8 protein-coding genes are annotated in these 17,191 nt (G+C 66.9%); 7 read left to right on the forward strand and 1 reads right to left on the reverse strand.

Going from position 1 to position 17,191, the window contains the following annotated elements; translation table 11 throughout:
• Window positions 1-380 precede the first annotated feature (380 nt).
• Window positions 381-1,700, reverse strand: a complete 1,320-nt coding sequence (locus CCR98_RS18975; protein WP_087924239.1) for a M20 family metallopeptidase — start codon at window positions 1,698-1,700, stop codon at window positions 381-383.
• Window positions 1,701-1,886: 186 nt separating this feature from the next.
• Between CCR98_RS18975 and CCR98_RS18980 the strand changes: the two genes are divergently transcribed.
• The 7 genes from CCR98_RS18980 to CCR98_RS19010 all read left to right on the forward strand — a co-directional run bounded on the left by CCR98_RS18980 (window position 1,887) and on the right by CCR98_RS19010 (window position 17,130).
• Window positions 1,887-3,128 carry an efflux RND transporter periplasmic adaptor subunit gene (locus CCR98_RS18980; protein ID WP_087923813.1) on the forward strand — a complete coding sequence of 414 codons (1,242 nt, stop codon included), beginning with the start codon at window positions 1,887-1,889 and terminating at the stop codon, window positions 3,126-3,128.
• Between the two features lie 74 nt (window positions 3,129-3,202).
• Complete coding sequence (locus tag CCR98_RS18985; RefSeq protein ID WP_087923814.1) at window positions 3,203-6,436, forward strand: efflux RND transporter permease subunit; 3,234 nt, start codon at window positions 3,203-3,205, stop codon at window positions 6,434-6,436.
• 31 nt (window positions 6,437-6,467) lie between these two features.
• Entirely contained in the window at window positions 6,468-9,590 is a 3,123-nt protein-coding gene (locus CCR98_RS18990; RefSeq protein ID WP_087923815.1) for an efflux RND transporter permease subunit, read from the forward strand.
• Window positions 9,591-9,834: 244 nt separating this feature from the next.
• On the forward strand, window positions 9,835-11,892 hold the full coding sequence (locus CCR98_RS18995) for a TonB-dependent receptor (RefSeq protein WP_087923816.1): 2,058 nt from the start codon (window positions 9,835-9,837) through the stop codon (window positions 11,890-11,892).
• A gap of 136 nt (window positions 11,893-12,028) precedes the next feature.
• Window positions 12,029-14,206: a YccS family putative transporter gene (gene yccS / locus CCR98_RS19000; RefSeq protein WP_087923817.1), complete on the forward strand. Its 2,178-nt coding sequence runs from the start codon at window positions 12,029-12,031 to the stop codon at window positions 14,204-14,206.
• Window positions 14,207-14,348: 142 nt separating this feature from the next.
• Window positions 14,349-15,143, forward strand: coding sequence for an SDR family oxidoreductase (locus CCR98_RS19005; protein WP_087924240.1), 795 nt, complete (start codon window positions 14,349-14,351; stop codon window positions 15,141-15,143).
• A gap of 97 nt (window positions 15,144-15,240) precedes the next feature.
• Window positions 15,241-17,130 carry an MFS transporter gene (locus CCR98_RS19010; RefSeq protein WP_087923818.1) on the forward strand — a complete coding sequence of 630 codons (1,890 nt, stop codon included), beginning with the start codon at window positions 15,241-15,243 and terminating at the stop codon, window positions 17,128-17,130.
• Window positions 17,131-17,191: the final 61 nt, after the last annotated feature.

Raw genomic sequence — 17,191 nt, forward strand, 5'->3', positions numbered from 1 at the left:
GTAAGCTCGGTCGCCGCATCCATGCGGCTCACGCCCCCAGCCAACCCACCCTCCCGGCCACGGACAATTTCCCGCGCCACCACGGGAAAGATCAGGAAAATCAAAATCAAAAGCCAATCCTTCAGACATTCCGGATGTCTGCCCGTGTCGACCAAGGTCGACACCTAGCAACAGCCGCGTGAACCTGTCTGGGGCGGGGCGGTGTGGGCCTGCAGGACCGTTGGCGCCATGGATGGCGCCATCGAGCCCCCATGGACGGGTTTACGGCGTGTCCTGCAGGCCCACACCGCCCCGCCCAATCAACAGAAATCCAGCACCGCTCTTACCGTTGACGTTGCCGTTGCTTCGGCGGGTGCAGGGCGCAGCCCTGCCTGAAACCCTCAGCCAGCAGGAGTGCCTGCACCGTGCAGGTAATCCAGACTCACCTGCAGCAGCGCGCGGAATCCAACATCCAACGCCTTCTCATCCAGCAGGAACTTCGGCGAATGGTTGGCCGGCGCCGTCGCCGGGTCGATGCCCACGCTGGTCGAACCCACGAAGAAGAACATGCCCGGCACCTCCTTCGCGTACAGCGAGAAATCCTCCGCACCCATCTGCAGCGGCGGCTCGTACACGTTGTCCTTGCCCACCACCGCCTGCAGGCTCGGCAACATCTTCGCGGTCAGCGCCGGGTCGTTCACCGTGGCTGGGTTGCCTTCCGACTCGTAGATGTCGGTCACCGCCTTGGCACCGTGCGCGGCGGCGGTGTGCTCGGCCACATTGCGCAGGTCGGCGAAGATCTGCTGGCGCATGCCTTCGTCGAAGGTGCGGATGGTGCCGACCATCTCCACTTCATCGGGAATGATGTTGTAGCGGATGCCACCGTTGATCGCGCCGAAGGTCAGCACCGCCGGCTGCTTGGACAGGTTGGCGCGGCGGCTGACGATGGTCTGCGCGGTGCCGACCAGATCAGCGGTGGCGACGATCGGATCGACACCGTTCCACGGCGCCGAACCGTGCGTCTGGCGCCCGATCACCTTGATCCCGAACCGGTCCGAGGCGGCCATCAACGGGCCACCGCGCACCGCGATCTGCCCTACCTGCACGCTGGAGAACACATGCAGGCCGAACACTGCTTCCGGCTTGAAATCAGCGAACAGGCCTTCCTTCAGCATCAGCGCGGCACCACCCTCTTCCGGCGGCGGTGCGCCCTCCTCGGCCGGCTGGAAGATCAGCATCACCTGGCCGGGCAGATCTTTCTTCATCGCGACCAGTGCTTCGGCCACGCCGAGCAGGGTGGCGGTATGCGCGTCATGGCCGCAGGCATGCATCACGCCCACGGTCTGACCGCGGTACTGGTCAGTGGCCTTCGAGGCGAACGGCAGGCTGGTCTGCTCGGTCACCGGCAACGCGTCCATGTCGGCGCGCAGCGCGATCTTCGGGCCTGGCTTGCCGCCTTCGATGATCGCCACCACGCCGTGATGGGCGATGCCGGTCTTCGGCTTCAGGCCCATCGCACGCAGGCGCTTGGCGACCTCGGCCGAGGTGCGTGCCTCGCGGTTGGACAACTCCGGATGCTGGTGAAAGTCGCGGCGCCATTCGACCACCTTGGCCTGCAGCCGCTGCGCGACGGCGGTCACCTCCGGGCGCTGCCCGTCCTGGGCGTGGGCAAGGGCCGGCAGGGCCAGCAGCAGGGCGGACAGCAGCAGCGAACGGCGCATCGCAATCTCCACAGCAGAAGGGTTCCAGCTGAATGTAGGGCAACACCGCCGCCACGGGAACCTCCGGCGCTGGATCCGGTCATAGCGCCCGTCCCATCCGTCATGCAGGAAACGTGATGTGGCACAGGTATGCTTTGCGCATTGCCCCGGCGTCCCGCCTGGTCCAGCCCTCTCGGAGTCCTCGTAATGTCACGTGTTTGGAAGATCGTGCTGCTGGTCGTGGCAGTGCTGGTGCTGGCCGTGGTCGGCCTGCGCGTCATGGGCGGAGGCAAGGACAAGGCCGGTGGTCCAGCTGCGGGGGCGCGCCAGGGCGGCGAGGATCCGAATGCCGGCCCGGTGCCGGTGACCGTGGTGGATGCCACGCGCCAGGACGTGCCGGTGTATGCCAGCGCGCTGGGTACGGTGACCGCGATGAACACCGTTACCGTCAGCCCGCAGGTCGGCGGCCAGCTGATGAGCCTGAATTTCCGCGAAGGCCAGGAAGTGAAGCAGGGCGATGTGCTGGCGGTGATCGATCCGCGCACGGCCCAGGCCAGCTACGACCAGGCCGCTGCGGCCAAGCGCCAGAACGAAGCCCTGCTGGCCACCGCGCGCTCCAACTTCCAGCGCTCGAACGCGCCTGAGTATCGCCAATACGTCGCCAAGACCGATCTGGATACACAGCGAAACCAAGTGGCACAGTACGAAAGCGCAGTCGCAGCGAACGAGGCCAGCATGCGTTCGGCACAGGTGCAGCTGCAGTACACCAAGGTCACCGCACCGATCTCCGGCATCGCCGGCATCCGCGCGGTCGATGCTGGAAACGTGGTCAACGCAGGTACCGCGCTGGTCACGCTGACCCAGATCCACCCGATCCACGTGCTGTTCAACCTGCCCGAGCGCCAGCTCGGCGACGTGCGCCAGGCGCAGGCCGCCGGCACGGTGCCGGTGGCCGCGCTGGACCGTGCCGATTCGCACGTGTTGTCCGGCGACGGCAAGCTCGACGTGGTCGACAACCTGATCAGTGCCGACAGCGGCACGTTCAAGGCGCGCGCCCTGTTCGACAACGCCGACAACGGCCTGTGGCCGGGCCAGTTCGTCAACGTGCGCATGCAGCTGCGCACGATCGCCGGCGGCGTGGTCATCCCCACCCAGGCGGTGCTGCGTGGCCCGGACGGCGAGTACGTCTACATCGTGCAGGGCGACAACACGGTAAAGATGCAGACCGTGCGCAGCGGCGTGGAAGTGGGCGACAGCCAGGTGCAGATCGCTGAAGGCCTGAAGGGCGGCGAGCGGGTAGTCAGTGAAGGCCAGTTCCGCCTGAAGCCGGGCAGCAAGGTCACCGCGCTGAAGCCGGGCGAGACCCCCGCCGCACCGACCGAGGCCGAGCTGAAGGCCGCCGAGCAGAAGAACGGCGGCAGTGGCCGTCGCGGTGGTGGCCCGCGCTGAGCGCAGGCTACTGACCTCCCTCGCGCCGGCGAACCTGCCGGCGCCGACATTGAAGTGCCAGCAAGGATCAGTCCGTGGGCTTTTCGACGATCTTCATCCGCCGCCCGATCGCCACCTCGCTGTTGATGGCGGGCCTGTTGCTGCTGGGCATCCTCGGTTATCGCAAGCTGCCGGTGTCGGCGCTGCCGGAAATTGATGCGCCCAGCCTGGTGGTCACCACCCAGTACCCCGGCGCCAACGCCACCACCATGGCTTCGCTGGTCACCACCCCGCTGGAGCGCCAGTTCGGGCAGATCTCCGGGCTGGAACTGATGACCTCCGACTCGTCGGCGGGTCTGTCGACGATCATCCTGCAGTTCTCGATGGACCGCGACATCGACATCGCCGCGCAGGACGTGCAGGCGGCGATCCGCCAGGCCACCCTGCCTTCGTCGCTGCCCTACCAGCCGGTCTACAACCGGGTGAACCCGGCCGACGCGGCCATCGTCACCCTGAAGCTGACCTCCGACACGCGTCCGCTGCGCGACGTCAATAATTACGCCGACTCCATCCTGGCCCAGCGCCTGTCGCAGGTGCAGGGCGTCGGTCTGGTTTCGATCGCCGGCAATGTGCGCCCGGCCGTGCGCATCCAGGTCAACCCGGCGCAGCTGTCGAACATGGGCCTGACCCTGGAGCAGCTGCGCAGCGCGCTGACCCAGGCCAACGTCAATGCGCCCAAGGGCTCGTTGAACGGCAAGACGCAGTCCTACAGCATCGGCACCAACGACCAGCTGGCCAGCGCCGCCGAGTACCGCGACACCATCATCAGCTACAAGAACGGCCGCCCGGTGCGGCTGTCGGACGTGGCCGAGGTGATCGATGGCGTGGAGAACGACCAGCTTGCCGCCTGGGCCGACGGCAAGCCGGCGGTGCTGCTGGAAGTGCGCCGCCAGCCCGGTGCCAACATCGTGCAGACCGTTGAGCGCATCCGCGCGATCCTGCCGCAGCTGCAGGGCGTGCTGCCGGCCGACGTGCACCTGGAGATATTCAACGACCGCACCGAGACCATCCGCGCCTCGGTGCATGAAGTGCAGTTCACCCTGATCCTGACCATCGGCTTGGTGGTAGCGGTGATCTTCGTGTTCCTGCGCCGGTTGTGGGCCACGATCATTCCGTCGGTGGCGGTACCGCTGTCACTGGCCGGCACCTTCGCGGTGATGGCCTTCGCCGGCATGTCGCTGGACAACCTCTCGCTGATGGCGCTGGTGGTGGCCACCGGCTTCGTGGTCGACGATGCGATCGTGATGATCGAGAACATCGTGCGCTACATCGAGCAGGGCAAGAGTGGCAAGGAAGCGGCCGAGATCGGTGCGCGCCAGATCGGCTTCACCGTGCTGTCGCTGACCGTTTCGCTGGTGGCGGTGTTCCTGCCGCTGCTGCTGATGCCCGGCGTCACCGGCCGCCTGTTCCACGAGTTCGCGTGGGTGCTGAGCATCGCGGTGGTGCTGTCGATGCTGATCTCGCTGACACTCACCCCGATGATGTGCGCCTACCTGCTCAAGCCCGATGCCCTGCCCGAGGGCGAGGACGCGCATGAGCGCGCGGCGGCCGCCGGCAAGCAGAACCTGTGGACGCGCACCGTCGGCCTGTACGAACACAGCCTGGACTGGGTGCTTGGACACCAGCGCCTGACCCTGGCTGTGGCCGGCGGCGCGCTGGTGCTGACCGTGCTGCTGTACCTGCTGATTCCCAAGGGCCTGCTGCCCGAGCAGGACACCGGCCTGATCACCGGCGTGGTACAGGCCGACCAGAACATCGCCTTCCCGCAGATGGAACAGCGCACCAAGCAGGTGGCCGAGGCACTGCGGCACGATCCGGATGTGACCGGCGTGTCGGCGTTCATCGGTGCCGGCAGCATGAACCCCACGCTCAACCAGGGCCAGCTGTCGATCGTGCTGAAGGAGCGCAGCCAGCGCGATGGCCTGGACGAGATCCTGCCGCGCCTGCAGAAGGCGGTGGCCGGCATTCCGGGCGTGGCGCTGTACCTGAAGCCGGTGCAGGACGTGACCCTGGATACCCGCGTGGCCGCCACCGAGTACCAGTACTCGCTGTCGGACGTGGATTCGGCGACGGTGGCCAGCCAGGCCACGCGCCTGACCGAAGCGCTGCGCAAGCGTCCGGAACTGGCTGACGTCGACAACAACCTGTCCAACCAGGGCCGCGCCCTGGAGCTGAACATCGACCGCGACAAGGCCAGCGTGCTGGGCGTGCCGATGCAGACCATCGACGACACGCTCTACGATGCATTCGGCCAGCGCCAGATCTCGACCATCTTCACAGAGCTCAACCAGTACCGCGTCGTGCTGGAAGTGGCGCCGGAGTTCCGCACCAGCACCGCGCTGATGGAGCAGCTGGCCGTGGCCTCCAACGGTGCCGGCGCATTGACCGGCACCAATGCCACCAGCTTCGGCCAGGTCACCTCGTCGAACTCGTCGACCGCCACCGGCATCGGCGCGCAGAACACCGGCATCACCGTCGGCGCCGGCAACATCATCCCGCTGTCGGCACTGGCCGAAGGCAAGGTCAGCAGTGCGCCGCTGCTGGTCAGCCACCAGCAGCAGCTGCCGGCGGTGACGGTCTCGTTCAACGTCGCGCCCGGTTATTCGCTGTCCGATGCGGTACGTGCCATCCAGGAAACCAAGGACAGCCTGGACATGCCGGCCCATCTGCATGCCGAATTCATCGGCAAGGCCGCCGAGTTCACCGGCAGCCAGACCGATGTGGTGTGGCTGCTGCTGGCCTCGCTGGTGGTGATCTACATCGTGCTGGGCGTGCTGTACGAGAGCTACATCCATCCGATCACGATCATCTCCACGCTGCCGCCAGCTGGTGTAGGCGCGCTGCTGGCGCTGATGCTGTGTGGCCTGAGCCTGTCGGTGGACGGCATCGTCGGCATCGTGCTGCTGATCGGCATCGTCAAGAAGAACGGCATCATGATGGTCGACTTCGCGATCGAGGCGCGCCGCGCTGGTGCCAACGCGCACGAGGCGATCCGCCGTGCCTGCCTGCTGCGCTTCCGCCCGATCATGATGACCACCGCCGCGGCCATGCTCGGTGCGCTGCCGCTGGCACTGGGTACCGGCATCGGCTCGGAGCTGCGCCGCCCGCTGGGCATCGCCATCGTCGGTGGCCTGCTGCTGTCGCAGCTGGTGACCCTGTACACCACGCCGGTGATCTACCTGTACATGGAGCGCTTCTCCGAGTGGCTTGCGCGCCGGCGCGAGCAGCGTGCGCTGCGCAACGGCTCGCTGCAGGAGCCGCAGGCATGATCCTCGCCCCGCTGTTGCGGGGGGCCGCACGATGAACCTGTCCGGCCCCTTCATCCGCCGCCCGATCGGCACCGCGCTGCTGGCCATCGGCCTGTTCATGGTCGGCCTGATCTGCTATCTGCGGCTGGGTGTCTCGGCACTGCCGAACATCGAGATCCCGGTGATCTTCGTGCATGCCAGCCAGTCCGGCGCCGACGCGGCGACCATGGCCTCCACGGTCACCGCGCCGCTGGAACGCCATCTCGGCCAGCTGCCGGGCATCGACCGCATGCGCTCATCGAGTTCGGAAGGCAGCTCGCTGGTGTTCATGATCTTCCAGAGCGGCCACAACATCGATTCGGCGGCACTGGACGTGCAGACGGCGATCAACTCGGCTCAGGCCGACCTGCCCTCGGGCATGGGCTCGCCGATGTACCAGAAGGCGAACCCGAACGACGATCCGGTGATCGCCATCGCGCTGACCTCGCAGACGCAGTCGGCCGATGAGCTGTACAACGTCGCCGACTCGCTGCTGGCGCAGCGCATCCGCCAGATCAGCGGCGTCGCCTCGGTCGACATCGCTGGCGCTTCGACGCCGGCGGTGCGCGTGGACGTCAACCTGCGCCTGATGAACGCGCTGGGCCTGACCGCCGATGACCTGCGCAACGCGGTGCGTGCAGCCAATGTGACCTCGCCCACCGGCTTCCTCAGCGATGGCAACACCACCACCGCGATCATCGCCAACGATTCGGTCGCACGCGCCGCCGACTTCGCCGACCTGGTGGTGAAGACCCAGGGCGATGGCCGGGTGATCCGCCTGAAGGACATCGCCAACGTCTACGACGGCCAGCAGGATGCCTACCAGGCCGCGTGGTTCGATCACAAACCGGCGGTGGTGATGTACGTGTTCACCCGTGCCGGCGCGAACATCGTGGAGACCGTGGACCGGGTCAAGGCGCAGATCCCAACCCTGCGCGACTACCTGCAGCCCGGCACCACGATGACACCGTACTTCGACCGTACGCCGACCATCCGCTCGTCGCTGCATGAAGTGCAGATCACCCTGCTGATCAGCCTGGCGATGGTGGTGCTGACCATGGCGCTGTTCCTGCGCCGGCTGGCACCGACGCTGATCGCCGCGGTGACCGTGCCGCTGTCGCTGGCCGGTGCCGCGCTGGTGATGTACGTGATGGGCTTCACCCTGAACAACCTGAGCCTGCTGGCGCTGGTGATCGCGATCGGCTTCGTGGTGGACGATGCGATCGTGGTGATCGAGAACATCATGCGCCATCTCGACGAGGGCATGCCGCGCATGCAGGCGGCGCTGACCGGGGCGCGCGAGATCGGCTTCACCATCGTCTCGATCACCGCCTCGCTGGTGGCGGTGTTCATCCCGCTGCTGTTCGCCAGCGGCATGATGGGCGCGTTCTTCCGCGAATTCACCGTCACCCTGGTCGCGGCCATCGTGGTCTCGATGATCGTCTCGCTGACACTGACCCCGGCGCTGTGCAGCCGCTTCCTCAGCGCCCACGATCATGCTGCACCGCCGTCGCGCTTCGGCCGCTGGCTGGATGCCGGCCACGAGCGGATGCTGCGCGTCTACACCGTGTTCCTCGACTTCTCGCTGCGCCACGCGCTGCTGCTGTCGCTGACGCCGCTGATCCTGATCGGCGTCACCATCTTCCTGTTCGGCGCGGTGAAGAAGGGCGCGTTCCCACCGCAGGACACCGGCCTGATCTGGGGCCGCGCCAACTCCAGTGCCACCGTCTCCTTCGAGGACATGGTCGCCCGCCAACGCCGCATCACCGACATGCTGATGGCCGACCCGGCGGTGAAGACCGTGGGTGTGCGCCTGGGCAGCGGCCGCCAAGGCTCGAGCGCACAGTTCAACATCGAGCTGAAGTCGCGCAGCGACGGCCGCCGCGAAACCACGGCACATGCGTTGGCGCGACTCAGTGCCAAGGCCGACCGCTATCCGGACCTGCAACTGCGCCTGCGCGCGATCCAGGACCTGCCCAGCAACGATGGCGGCGGTTCCAGCCAGGGCGCGCAGTACCGCATATCCCTGCAGGGCAATGACCTCGCCGCACTGCAGGAATGGCTGCCCAAGCTGCAGGCGGAACTGAAGAAGAACCCGAAGCTGCGCGATGTCGGCACCGACGTGGACAATGCCGGCCTGCGCCAGAACATCCAGATCGACCGTGCCAAGGCCGCGCGCCTGGGCATCACCGTGGGTGCCATCGACGGCGCGCTGTACGGTGCGTTCGGCCAGCGCCAGATCTCCACCATCTATTCGGACATCAACCAGTACAGCGTGGTGGTCAATGCGCTGCCCTCGCAGACCGCCACCCCGGCGGCACTGGATGAGGTGTACGTGCGTGCGCGCAACGGCGACATGGTACCGATCACCGCGGTGGCCACCCAGATGCCCGGCCTGGCACCCTCGCAGATCACCCACGAAAACCAGTACACGACGATGGACCTCAGCTACAACCTGGCGCCGAACGTGAGCATGGGTGAGGCCAAGGCGATCATCGATGCGACCGTAGCCGGCATGCGCATGCCCGGCGACATCCGCCTGGCCGACGATGCGGGCTTCGGCTTCAATTCCGATCCCAGCGACATGCTGATCCTGGTACTGGCCGCCATCCTGACCGTGTACCTGGTGCTGGGCATGCTCTACGAGAGCCTGATCCACCCGGTCACCATCCTGTCCACGCTGCCGGCGGCGGGCGTCGGTGCGCTGCTGGCGTTGTTCGGCACCAACACCGAACTGTCGGTGATCTCGATGATCGCGCTGGTACTGCTGATCGGCATCGTCAAGAAGAACGCGATCATGATGATCGACTTCGCACTGGTGGCGCAGCGCGAGCATGGGTTGGCACCGCGCGACGCCGCGCGCGAGGCCAGCATCGTGCGCTTCCGCCCGATCATGATGACCACGATGGTGGCCATCCTGGCGGCGGTGCCGCTGGCGATCGGCCTGGGGGAAGGGTCCGAACTGCGCCGCCCGCTGGGCATCGCGATGATCGGCGGCCTGCTGTTCTCGCAGAGCCTGACCCTGCTCAGCACGCCGGCGCTGTACGTGATCTTCTCCTGCCTGGCCGAACGCTGGCGGGCACGCCGCGCACGCAAGCGCGAAGCGAAGCTGCTCAAGCGCGCGCAGCGGGCCTGATCGGATCCGCCGGCCAGCGGCCGGCGCTACCGTGGGTGCGGATGGTGGGTGCGGATCGTTGGTCCGCACGCCTCCGGGTTTGACGCGCCGTAACGAAAAGAGAACAATTCTCATCCAGCCATGGTCCTGCGCCCGTTCGCGGCGCCCCGCTGCCATCTCCGGCCAGCCTGCGTGATCCCAGCCACTGCACATTCCCCCACCCGTGGGCGGATGGCCCGTGGCCGTCCGTCGAGGACCACCATCGATGCTGCCTTCCCGTTCTCCCCGCCTGGCCCTGCTGGCCGTAGCCCTGTCCGCCGCCTGTACCGCCCACGCCGAAGCGCCGGCCGGCAGTCGTAGCGCCACCGATCTGGATACGGTGAAAGTCACCGCCGAACGCACCCATACCGACGCCGGCGCACTGGGCGACCGTGCGCTGCGCGATACCCCGTTTGCGATTACCGCCGTTGGCCGCGAGCAGATCGAGCAGCGCCAGGTGGTCTCGCTGGGTGAAGCCTTCCTGCTCGACCCCTCGGTCAGCACCCAGGTCAGCGCCTATGCCAGTGGCTGGAGCTCGCCCATCCGCAACCGCGGCCTGGAGCTGAACTACGACAGCTACCGGGTCAATGGCCTGCAGGTCTCTTCCTGGGGCACCGAATGGCCGCTGGAAGTGATGGAACAGGTCGATCTGCTGAAAGGCCCGGGCGGATTCCTGTATGGCTTCGGCACCCCTGGCGGCATCGTCAACTACATCACCAGGAAGCCGACCGACACGCCCACCTTCTCCGCCCAGCTGGGCTGGCGCGAACAGGGCGTCGTCAGCGGCGGCATCGACGTTGGCGGCCGCTTCGGCAACGAGCAGATGTTCGGCTACCGCTTCAACGCCTTCCAGGAAAAGGGCGAGACCTTCAACGGCGGGCATGTCGATCGCAAGGTGGGCGCGCTGTCGCTGGACGCGCGCCTGAGTGATGCACTCACCTGGACCTTCGACGGTGTGTTCCAGTCGCGCGACCTGCGCGAGGAATCGCCGCAGTACTACTTCCGTGGCCTGACCTCGTTGCCGCGGCCGATCGCCGGAGATACCGACAACAGCGTACCCGGCACCTACTACGACACCCGATCCAGCCTGCTGTCGACCGGCTTGAACTGGCAGATCAACAGTGACTGGAAGGCCAGCCTGAGTTATGGCGTCACCACCTCATGGAATGACGTCAACAAGATTTTCGCCTACATCGACGATCTCAACGGCGACTACGACGTCAACGTCTACGAACTGGGGGGCAAGAGCGAGTGGAAGCTGGCCCAGGCCATGCTGCAGGGCAGCTTCCGCACCGGTCCGCTGCAGCATCAGGTGGTGGCGGGCATCAGCCACCAGACCGGGCTGGGCTGGGACCGTCCCTACGAGTGGAACCTGATCGGCCGCGCCAACCTGTACCAGCGCCATGCCATCCGCCACGACGCCGTCGGTTCGCGGGTGATGACCCGTGGTAACGAGACGGTGCAGCAGGCGGTGTTCGCAAGCGATACGGTGAACCTCGGCAGCGGCTGGTCGGTGCTGGCAGGCTGGCGCTACAACGACTTCGAAACCAAGGGGCGATACCACACCTACCCGGTCACCCCGACCTACGCCGTGATGTTCAAGCCCAGCGAAGCGGTCACCCTGTATGCCAGCTACATCGAATCGCTGGAAGCAGGCAGCCGCGTAGGCAACAGCTACATCAATGCCGGCGACGTGCTCGATCCCACCATCAGCAAGCAGTACGAGATCGGTGCGAAGGTCGAGGCGGCACGCTGGAATGCGAACCTTGCGGCGTTCCGGCTGGAGCGTGGCGCCAACATCGATGCGCTCACGCCGGCCGGCAAGCGCCTGGTACAGGACGGCATCACGCTGTACGAAGGCATCGAGGCCAGTGCCGACCTGCACCTTACCGATGCACTGAACATCGGCGGTGGCGTCACCTGGCTGGACCCGACCTACGACAAGCTGTCCTCGGCCAGCGCCGCACAGGAAGGCAACCGTACCGCGGGTGCTGCGCGCTGGAGCGCGGTACTGCATGCCACCTACCAGCTGCCATGGGTGGATGGGCTGGAGACCTACGCCGCCGTGCGCTACTACGGCGATGTCTGGTATGACGCCGACAACACCCTGAAGCTGCCCGACTACACACTGGTCAATGCCGGCATCGGCTATCGCCTGCTCGCCTCCGGCCACCCGGTGACCGTGCGCGCCAGCGTCGAGAACCTGGCCAACCGGAAGTACTGGTCCAACGCCGGCGCCGGCCTGCCGCGCACGTTCGCTGTGAGCGTGCGGTTCGAAATGTAACGGGCCTCGGTAGCGCCGGGCCATGCCCGGCGGCTGCGTTTCACGCCGCGCTGCGCGCTCGCCGCGCATGGCGCGGCGCTACCGGATTTCACGCAAGGCCCGCAATAATGGTGGAAGACCCTTCCACCGAGCCTGCATGTCCGCCCGACAATCCCGCCTCAGCCGCCTGTGGGCCCACGAAAAGGCCAGTTACGGCCTGCGGGTGTTCATCGCCCTGACCGCGGCGCTGGCGGTGTGCTGGCAGCTGGATGCGCTTACGGCCCTGCCCGGCGTGTTCCTCGGCATCATCGCCAGCGCCATCGCCGAGACCGACGACAACTGGTGGGGCCGGACCAAGGCCGTGGCGCTGTCGCTGCTGTGCTTCTGCATCGCTGCGGCCTCGGTGATCTGGCTGTTCCCGTGGCCGTGGATCTTCATCGGCGCGCTGGCGCTGTCCACCTTCGGCCTGACCCTGCTCGGTGCGCTCGGCGAGCGCTATGCGTCCATCGCCCAGGCCACGGTGACGCTGGCGATCTACACCATGATCGGCCTCGAACAGCACGGCGCCAGCGACCTTCACAGTGCGCTGGAGGCGGTCAGCCACCTGCTGGCCGGTGCGGTCTGGTACGGCCTGCTGTCGATCCTGTGGACCGCGCTGTTCGCCAACCGACCGGTGCGCGAACGGGTGGCGCGCCTGTATGTGGAACTGGGCCGCTACCTGCAGTTGAAGGCCGCGCTGTTCGAACCGGTGCGCGAGGCCGACCTTCAGCGTCGCCAGCTGGACCTGGCCGAACAGAACCGGCGCGTGGTCGGCGCGCTGAACGAGGCCAAGACCGCAATCCTGGCCCGCTTCGGCCGCTCCGGCCGGCCGGGCGTCAATTCCGGCCTGTATCTGCGCCTGTACTACATGGCGCAGGATTTCCACGAGCGCGCCAGTTCCTCGCATTACCCGTACGGCGCGCTGGTCGATGCGTTCTTCCACAGCGACGTGCTGTACCGCTGCCAGCGCCTGCTCGACCTGCAGGGACAGGCCTGTGCCCGCCTGGGCGAGGCGATCCGCCTGCGCCGTCCGTTCGTATACGGCGAAAGCAACCAGCAGGCCGGGCGCGACCTGGCCGATGCGCTGGCCTACCTGCGCGACCAGCAGCGGCCGCAATGGCAGCGCCTGCTGGGCTCGCTGGACCTGCTGGTGCACAACCTGCGCAGCATCGAGCGCCGGCTGCTGGACGCCGAGCGCTCCGAGGCCAGCCTGGACAACGTCGATACCCGCCTGCGCGACAGCAACCCGCACACCCTGCGCGAGATGGGCGTGCGCATCCGCCAGCAGCTTACGCCCGGCTCGGTGCTGTTCCGCCACGGACTGCGCATGGCGCTGGCGCTGATCGCCGGCTTTGCAGCGATCCGCCTGTTCAATGCACAGAACGGCTCGTGGGTGCTGCTGACCATCGTGTTCGTGTGCCGGCCCAACTTCGGCGCCACCCGCCAGCGCCTGGCGCAGCGCATCGTCGGCACGCTGGCCGGCCTGGTGCTGACCTGGGCGCTGCTGCAGCTGTTCCCGCAGCTGCACGTGCAGCTGCTGATCGCCCTGTTCTCTGCGCTGCTGTTCTTCTTCACCCGCACCGACCGCTACCTGGTGGCGTCGGCGGCGATCACGGTGATGGCACTGACCTGCTTCAACCTGATCGGCGATGGCTTCGTGCTGATCGTGCCGCGCATGGTCGATACGGTGCTGGGTTGCGCGATCGCAGCGGCGGCCGCATTCCTGATCCTGCCTGACTGGCAGGGCCGGCAGCTGCATCTCGTCCTGGCACGCGTGCTGGACACTGCGGCTCGCTACCTGGATTCGGTGCTGGGCCAGTACCGCAGCGGCATGCGCGACGACCTGGCCTACCGCATCGCGCGGCGCGACATGCACAACGCCGATGCCGCGCTGTCCACCGCACTGTCGAACATGCTGCGCGAACCCGGCCATGTGCGCCGCAATCTGGATGCCGGCTTCCATTTCCTGGCGCTGTCCAACACGCTGCTCGGCCATCTGTCGGCGCTGGGCGCGCATCGCGACCAGGTGGACAGCTATGCTGGCGACCCGCTGGCATTGGCAGCCGGTGAGCGCGTGCGCAAGGCGCTGCAGCAGCTGGCGATGGCCCTGACCGCGCGGCAACCGGTCAGCGAGGACGACAACGACGCTGACCGTGCGGTAGCCGCCGAGCTGGAGCAGATCGACGAGGCGATGCCGCCGAAGCTGCAGTTGATCCGCACGCAGATGGCGCTGGTGCTGCGGCTGCTGCCGAAGGTGCGGGCAGCGGCCAATGAAGCGGTGACCAGCCTGGCCTGATCCCTCACCGCTGAATCTGGCACGCCATCCGTGCATGGCGTGGATCCGCTGCACCGTGTGCAACGGCGCGTTGCATCCAGCGCTGCAGTTCGATCACGCGGCCACGCGGATACTGGGCAATCCCCCGCTCCGGATCATCGCCATGAAAATCGAACTCAGCGGCCGTGCCGCGCTGGTCACCGCCTCCACCGCCGGCATCGGCCTTGCGATTGCCCAGGGCCTGGCCGCCGCAGGTGCGCGCGTCATTCTCAACGGCCGCAGCACCGACAGCGTCGAGCGCGCCCGGCGCCACCTGCTCGCCACCGTGCCGGGTGCCGACGTGCTGGGTGTCGCTGCCGATCTTTCCGATGCAGCAGGTGTCGAAACACTGCTGGCCGGCCTGCCCAAGGTCGACATCCTGGTCAACAACGCCGGCATCTTCGGCCCACAGGATTTCTTCGAAACCGATGACGCGACCTGGGAGCGCTACTGGCAGACCAACGTGATGTCCGGCGTGCGCCTGTCGCGTGCGCTGCTGCCGGCGATGGTCAATGCCGGCTGGGGCCGCGTGCTGTTCATTTCCTCCGAGTCGGCGCGCAACATCCCCGCCGACATGATCCATTACGGGGTCAGCAAGACCGCGCAGCTGTCGTTGTCGCGCGGCCTGGCCAAGCGCGTGGCCGGCAGTGGCGTCACCGTCAACGCGGTACTTCCCGGCCCGACCCTGTCCGATGGATTCGCGGCGATGTTCGAGGATGAACGCCGGCGCAGTGGCAAGCCGCTGGAGCAGATCGGCCGCGAGTTCGTGATGGCGCACCGGCCGTCCTCGGTGATCCAGCGTACTGCCACGGTCGAGGAAGTGGCCAACATGGTGGTGTACCTGGCCTCGACGCAGGCCTCGGCGACCTCGGGTGCAGCGCTGCGCGTGGATGGCGGCGTGGTCGACGATATCGTCTGACACCTTTCAAAGTGTGCGGACCAACGGTCCGCACCCACAGGTCCGCACCCACAGCGGATAGGCAGGAATGCTAGGCTGCGCCGGTCAAGGAGGTTCCATGTCCGGTCACAACCAGTTCGCCCTGCTGCGCCAGCGCCGTTTCCTGCCGTTCTTCGTGGTCCAGGCGCTCGGTGCCTTCAACGACAACGTGTACCGGCAGGCGATCATCAGCATGTTGCTGTTCATGGCCGTGCCGGAGGAGGAACTGGGGCTGTACGCCACGCTGGCGCCGGCCATCTTCATCCTGCCGTATTTCCTGTTCTCGGCGCTGGCCGGGCAGATCGCCGACAAACTGGAGAAATCGCGGCTGATCGTGATCACCACCAGCATGGAGATCGTGATCATGTCGCTGGCGGCCACCGGCTTCCTCACCCAGAGCCTGCCGGTGCTGCTGGTCGCACTGTTCTGTACCGGCATGCAGTCGACCCTGTTCGGCCCGGTGAAGTATTCGGTGCTGCCGTCGGTGCTCAGGCCCGAAGAGCTGACCGGTGGCAATGGCCTGGTCGAGATGGGCACCTCGATGTCGATCCTCTCCGGCATGATCGTCGGCGGCCTGGTGTTCACCGTGGCCGGCAGCCACGGCACGGTGGTGGCTGCGTGCGCGATCATCGCCCTGGCGATCTGCGGCAACATCGCCGCCCGCCTGATCCCCAAGGTCGATGCCGGCGACCCGAACCTGAAGATCAACTGGAACCCGTTGCCGGAATCGCTGGCGGTACTGCGCATGGCGCGCCAGCAGAAGGCCGTACGCAACTCGATCCTGGGCGTGTCCTGGTTCTGGTTCGTCGGCACCGTGCTGACCTCGCAGCTGCCGGCCTACGCGGTGACCAACCTGGGCGGCCAGCCGACCCTGTACATCTTCGCGCTGGCCCTGTTCTCGGTCGGCACCGGCGTCGGCTCGCTGTTGTGCGAGAAGCTGTCAGCCCGTACGGTGGAAATCGGCCTGGTACCGCTGGGCGCGTTCGGCATGACCGCATTCCTGCTCGACCTGTACTTCGCCCGCAGCGGCGAAGCGACGGTGCACGGCCTGACCATCGGGCCGTTCCTGCAGCAGCCCGGCAGCCTCCGCATCGTCATCGACCTGATCGGCATCGGCCTGTTCACCGGCATCTTCGTGGTACCGCTGTTCGCACTGATCCAGAGCCGCACGCCGAAGGCGCAGATGTCGCGCGTGTTCGCCGCACTGAACATCCAGAACTCGGGCTTCATCGTCGCTGCGGCGCTGCTGTCGCTGGCCGCGCACAAGCTGCTGCACTGGACCATTCCCCAGCAGTTCCTGGCGCTGGCCATCGCCAACGCACTGGTGGCGATCTACATCTTCACCATCGTCCCCGAATTCCTGATGCGCTTCCTCAGCTGGCTGATGGTGCGCACCCTGTACCGGCTGCGCCCGCACGGCATCGAGGCCAACGTGCCGGACGAAGGCGCCGCATTGCTGGTCTGCAACCACGTCAGCTACATGGACGCGCTGATCCTGTCGGCGACCATCCCGCGCCCGGTGCGCTTCGTCATGTACTACAAGATCTTCAATATCCCGGTGATGCGCTGGATCTTCCGGACCGCCAAGGCGATCCCGATTGCCGGGGCGCGCGAAGACCCGGCGCTGATGCAACGCGCGTTCGATGAGATCGACGCCGCGTTGGCCGAAGGCGAACTGGTCTGCATCTTCCCCGAGGGCGCGCTGACCCGCGACGGGCAGATGGCGCCGTTCAAGTCCGGCGTCGAGAAGATCCTCGAGCGGCGGCCGGTTCCGGTGGTGCCGATGGCGCTGCGCGGCATGTGGTCGAGCATGTGGAGCCGCCGCGACAGCCGCCTTGGCCGCATGCGCGTGCCGCGCCGTTTCCGCGCCACGGTCGAGGTGGTGGCAGCGCCGGCCGTGGATGGCCACACCACCAGCGCCCCGGTGCTGGAGGCCCAGGTGCGGGTCCTGCGTGGTGATCACGCCTGATCGACCGCAGGGCCGCGGGTAAAGCGTCCAAACGACAGCCCCATCCCCCTGGGAAGACGGC

It is taken from the genome of Stenotrophomonas sp. WZN-1 (genome assembly GCF_002192255.1).
Lineage (GTDB): Bacteria > Pseudomonadota > Gammaproteobacteria > Xanthomonadales > Xanthomonadaceae > Stenotrophomonas.

Coding starts and splice junctions, on each gene's coding strand:
- CCR98_RS18980 (WP_087923813.1), top strand. CDS start 1,887: ATGTCACGTGTTTGGAAGATCGTGCTGCTGGTCGTGGCAGTGCTGGTG.
- CCR98_RS19010 (WP_087923818.1), top strand. CDS start 15,241: ATGTCCGGTCACAACCAGTTCGCCCTGCTGCGCCAGCGCCGTTTCCTG.
- CCR98_RS18995 (WP_087923816.1), top strand. CDS start 9,835: ATGCTGCCTTCCCGTTCTCCCCGCCTGGCCCTGCTGGCCGTAGCCCTG.
- CCR98_RS18975 (WP_087924239.1), bottom strand. CDS start 1,700: ATGCGCCGTTCGCTGCTGCTGTCCGCCCTGCTGCTGGCCCTGCCGGCC.
- yccS (WP_087923817.1), top strand. CDS start 12,029: ATGTCCGCCCGACAATCCCGCCTCAGCCGCCTGTGGGCCCACGAAAAG.
- CCR98_RS18990 (WP_087923815.1), top strand. CDS start 6,468: ATGAACCTGTCCGGCCCCTTCATCCGCCGCCCGATCGGCACCGCGCTG.
- CCR98_RS19005 (WP_087924240.1), top strand. CDS start 14,349: ATGAAAATCGAACTCAGCGGCCGTGCCGCGCTGGTCACCGCCTCCACC.